This window comes from Vibrio sp. 10N.222.48.A3 (assembly GCF_041475345.1).
In the GTDB taxonomy this organism is placed as follows: domain Bacteria; phylum Pseudomonadota; class Gammaproteobacteria; order Enterobacterales; family Vibrionaceae; genus Vibrio; species Vibrio tasmaniensis_A.
Genome location: NZ_JBFRVX010001266.1, coordinates 1 through 4,169, shown reverse-complemented (window position 1 = coordinate 4,169; position 4,169 = coordinate 1). Strand labels below are relative to the sequence as shown.

The following is a 4,169-nucleotide window of genomic DNA, read 5'->3' as shown; positions in this document are numbered from 1 at the left end:
GTGGAGTAGGGTTTTACCGTTCCGCGTGTCCCGAGAATGGAAATACCACCGATTAAACCGAGTCTTGGCCCAATGGTTTCCTTGGCTCGCTCCTCTCCATCAGGGACGCAAATTTCCAGTGATATACCGACGTGTTTTTTCTGTTGACTGGTAGCTTGGTTCCATTCCAAAGTCACCATATCGAGAATGTTTTTTCGAGGTACGGGATTAATCGCCGCCTGACCGACGGGAAGTTCTAATCCGGGTAGAGTCACACGAGCTACGCCAACACCCCCATCGATGTGAAAACCGGGCTCTGAATGCCAGCGGGCAATACTCTGAATATGGGCTTCGTGGGTACAATCAGGATCGTCCCCTGCATCTTTAACAATGCTGGCGGTCACCGCATCGTTGGATGTTTGGATAAACGCGACCTTAAACGTAGCGGGCTCACCATTAGGTAGAGTGATGGAGGTATAGTCAGGCTTTTGTCCGGTTAATAGTGTTTGAACTGCCGCTCTGCTTGCTGCAGCTGCGCACGCTCCGGTGGTAAACCCACTGCGGAGATCGGACTTATTTTTGGATCGTTTAACTTTTGTGACCACAGTATTCTTCATCTACGTTTTAGGTATTGACGAATACAGAGCGTTCCCTTGTTAGACAAGGTATGGATGGTGTTGAGTTTTCCCGCTCGATATTCATGTGTGTCCAGGTATTCTGACTTACGATGTTGAGGTTCTCATTGCGCTTTACTCCTTCCCAAGTCGTGTGACTCAGTGGCTTGTAAAGGGCTCATCGCTTACAGCTGCGGGTACAGTTCAGGAGTTACACCTGATTCCCTGATGTGACGTTATACTTCGATATCTATCCTGAGGATTTCTCCGTTGTTTGGTGTGTCTATGATTTGCTTTGGTGTCCCTAAACTGGCTAATGTTTTTATCCAGTCACCATGTCCGAGCAGCAAAATAGGGTTCTCATTGTTGTGGTGACGAGAAACTCGTTGGATCCACTGAATCGCCATTGTTCTTCGTTGCTGTTCTGAATCGAACTCACTGAGCTCCATTTGAGAAATGACGGGCACTTTCAGGTAGCGTGCGATGGTTTTAGCACTGGAAATAGCACGGCCTAATTGACTGGTGTAAATAGCATTGAGGGTCAATGATTTTTGAGTTGCAAGATAACGACCGACGTTATGCATCTGTCGTTTGCCTTTCATTGTCAGAGGGCTATCCAGTTGATTCTGTGCTTTGCCTATTCGATTCCATTCGGTTTCGCCATGACGAATCGCAATGATGGTGAAGCGTTCAGCTTTCATTACTTTTCTCCATCAGAATGGAAACAATGAATAGTGCGCCAAACGCGGTGGTGACAACACCAAGAGGCAGTTCTTGAGGAGCAACTAAGGTTCTCGCCAAAATATCACTTAATAGCATAAGCAAAGCCCCAATCAGCCCTGAAGTGATGAGTAACTTTTTGTGTAATGGGCCGATGATTTTCTTCGCGATATGAGGAACCATCAAGCCAATAAATCCGACAACGCCGATGATAGAAACAAAACATGCAGTTGCAAAAGCGCAGACAATAAAGACACCGCTTTGCAGGCGTTTTGTGTCTACGCCCATGGTTTGTGCTACGTCGTCTCCTGCAAGTAAACAATCTAACTGGCGATGTTTTAATATACCTAGGACTATCAAGGCGATAAGTCCAGCAAGCACAATTAGCACATTGTCCCAGCGTGCGTTTCCTAGGCCTCCTAGCGACCAAAATAGAATTGAGTGGGCAGCTCGTTGATCACCATGGAAGACCAAGAAGTTAGTCAAGGCTGTAAATAAAAATGAAATAGCCAACCCGGCTAAAACAATTTGAGAAGACGCTTGTCCATCTACTTTTCTGACTAGAAATAGCACTGCCGAAGCCGAGATTATTCCACCGATAAAAGCGGCGAGTGGAAGTGTCCAAATGCCGATAGCGCTACCGATGACTGTAATCACAAAGACTGCTCCAGTTGCGGCACCGGATGACAATCCAAAAATGAAAGGGTCGGCAAGGTCGTTTTTTGTCACGGTTTGTAATAACGCCCCAACAATACCTAACCCAGCACCGCAAATAATAGCGATGATTGTTCTAGGTAAGCGCAGGTGCAGTACCACTTGATCTATCGGTGAGTCGATCTGTTGACTCATCGCCGCTGAAAAAATCGTAGCGACTTGTGCAAAAGATAGCTGAACGCTGCCTAAACTCAGAGAAAACATCGCTAAGAGGGCAAAAACAGAACTGAATACGCAGGTGTTCAGTGCGGTTCGGTTCAGGTTAGTACTAAGACTTGTCATGTATTTCTTGGATGCGCTGTGCCAATTTTTCAATTGCAGCTATGTTTGCTGGCCCGGGAGTAATTTCCTCATAACGCAGAGGAAGGTATTGGGTGGTCTTTACCGCTGTGGTCAGCTTCATCGCTGGGTGCTGTTCCAAAAAGGTTTGCATGCCTTTAGCGCCTGTCCCATTTTGATAATCGAGAAGAATAATGACATCAGGGTTATGCATCGCAACTGACTCCCATGATGTGGTTCCCCAGCTGATATCCAGATCTTTCATTACATTGGCGCCACCCGCTGCTTCTATCATGGCGCTCACTGTCGCGTACTTTCCTGCTGTGAATGGTTTCTCTTCCCCTGAATCATACAGAAAGACTTTAAGCGGGGTTTGATTCTGGGTTTGCTGTTGAATCAATATTAATTGCTCTTTCCACTTGGAGATAAGTGTTCGAGCTCTGTCTTGCTGACCGAATAAAGTCGCAAGGCGTGTCACGTCATCAAACATTTGTTCCATGTTAGCTGGCTGCTTATCTTTACGGATATGGCTGCAACTCTCATTAAGAATCAGAGTATTGATACCAAACTCTCTCAGAGAATCAGGCGTGACTGAGCCGCCCAACCGCATACCGTAATTCCATCCTGCAAAGAAAACATCAGGGTTGGCATTAACTAACACCTCTAAAGAAGGATATTTCGGTGCGAGTTCCGGAATGCTTCCCTGGAGGCGATTAAATTCAGGGGTCGTTTTGTAGTACCCGCTAATACCGGTCACTCCGATCATATTCTCTTCAAGCCCGAGAGAAAATGCCATCTCAGACATATTGATATCGTGAGTGATTAAGGTTTTCGGCGCTTTATCTAAGGTAAGTGTAGAGTCGCAGTTTTCTACCGTAATTTGGGCTTGTGCGGACACGGTAAGTAATAAAGTTAATGCTGATAGTTTTTTCATGAAAGCTCCTGTCCTTGGTCGAGTTCAATGTCGAAAAATTTGCTTGTTTTCTGTGTGCGCTTATTGGTCGTGCTGATTAAATCGACTTCAAAGATCGGCTTAAGTTGATTGTGAGTTAGTAGTTCTTCTACCTTTCCTTTCGCGACTACCTGGCCGTGTTCCAAAATCGCAATGTGCGTCGCGAACTTGGCCGCAAGGGAAATATCATGCAGTGAGCAAATCAGTGTTTTACCTTGCTCTTTCAATAGTGATAAAACTTCCCCTTGAGCACATGGATCTAGATGGTTTAGAGGCTCATCCAACACCAGGAATTCGGCGTTCTGACATAAAGATCGTGCAATATGCGCTCGCTGCTTCTGGCCGCCTGAGAGCTGTCCCATTCTTCGTTCGAGGAAAGTATCGATCTTTAGTGCTTTACTTATTTGGTCAAGTGAAAAGCTAGAAGTGGCTTGATTGGAAGCAGTTAGTTGAATGTACTCTCTGAGTGTTAAACGACCATCCACTTGACTGTGTTGTGGAAGGTAACTGATTTGTTTTGCTCTTTGCTGGCAAGTTAACTTACGTAGCGGCAATTGGTTTATGACGACTTCGCCTTTGAAGGGAAGCAAATTAACCAGTGCCTTCAATAACGTGGTTTTTCCGGAACCATTGCGTCCAATGACAACCCAGCGCTCACCTTGAGTAATTTTCAGATCGAGTGGGTGCAGTCGTTGAGTGTTTTGTTGTTGAACTGAAAGTTTGTGGCAAAGAAGCATGAGTTACTGAGAATGGTTTGTTTTTAACAAGTGCTATTACATTAAAATTTAAACGTTTGCGTAACATTGATCTCAGCACGTAAAATCCCCACTATTATCAAAATAATCTATAAGTTAACGCTTGTGCTACGTGAAAGGGTTAGGATTGATTAGTGAAAGAATAGAAGAATAGAA

The 4,169-nt window shown here is 45.1% G+C and carries 5 protein-coding genes and 1 riboswitch; all 5 genes read right to left on the bottom strand.

Annotation, left to right across the window (positions count from 1 at the left end; genetic code table 11):
* On the bottom strand, positions 1-596 hold a 596-nt coding region (gene cbiD / locus AB4653_RS25570; protein ID WP_372105625.1), incomplete at its 3' end, for a cobalt-precorrin-5B (C(1))-methyltransferase CbiD.
* A gap of 93 nt (positions 597-689) precedes the next feature.
* Positions 690-820: riboswitch (cobalamin riboswitch) on the bottom strand.
* Positions 821-829: 9 nt separating this feature from the next.
* Positions 830-1,294 (bottom strand): phosphoglycerate mutase family protein, encoded by a 465-nt coding sequence (locus tag AB4653_RS25565; protein WP_102258168.1) that lies wholly within the window; start codon positions 1,292-1,294, stop codon positions 830-832.
* Positions 1,284-2,309, bottom strand: coding sequence for an iron ABC transporter permease (locus tag AB4653_RS25560; protein WP_009847679.1), 1,026 nt, complete (start codon positions 2,307-2,309; stop codon positions 1,284-1,286). Before AB4653_RS25560 ends, AB4653_RS25565 begins: the two co-directional genes overlap by 11 nt.
* On the bottom strand, positions 2,296-3,240 hold the full coding sequence (locus AB4653_RS25555) for an ABC transporter substrate-binding protein (RefSeq protein WP_102258170.1): 945 nt from the start codon (positions 3,238-3,240) through the stop codon (positions 2,296-2,298). Before AB4653_RS25555 ends, AB4653_RS25560 begins: the two co-directional genes overlap by 14 nt.
* Positions 3,237-3,995: an ABC transporter ATP-binding protein gene (locus AB4653_RS25550; protein ID WP_102258171.1), complete on the bottom strand. Its 759-nt coding sequence runs from the start codon at positions 3,993-3,995 to the stop codon at positions 3,237-3,239. The genes AB4653_RS25555 and AB4653_RS25550 overlap by 4 nt, the downstream gene beginning before the upstream one ends.
* Positions 3,996-4,169: the final 174 nt, after the last annotated feature.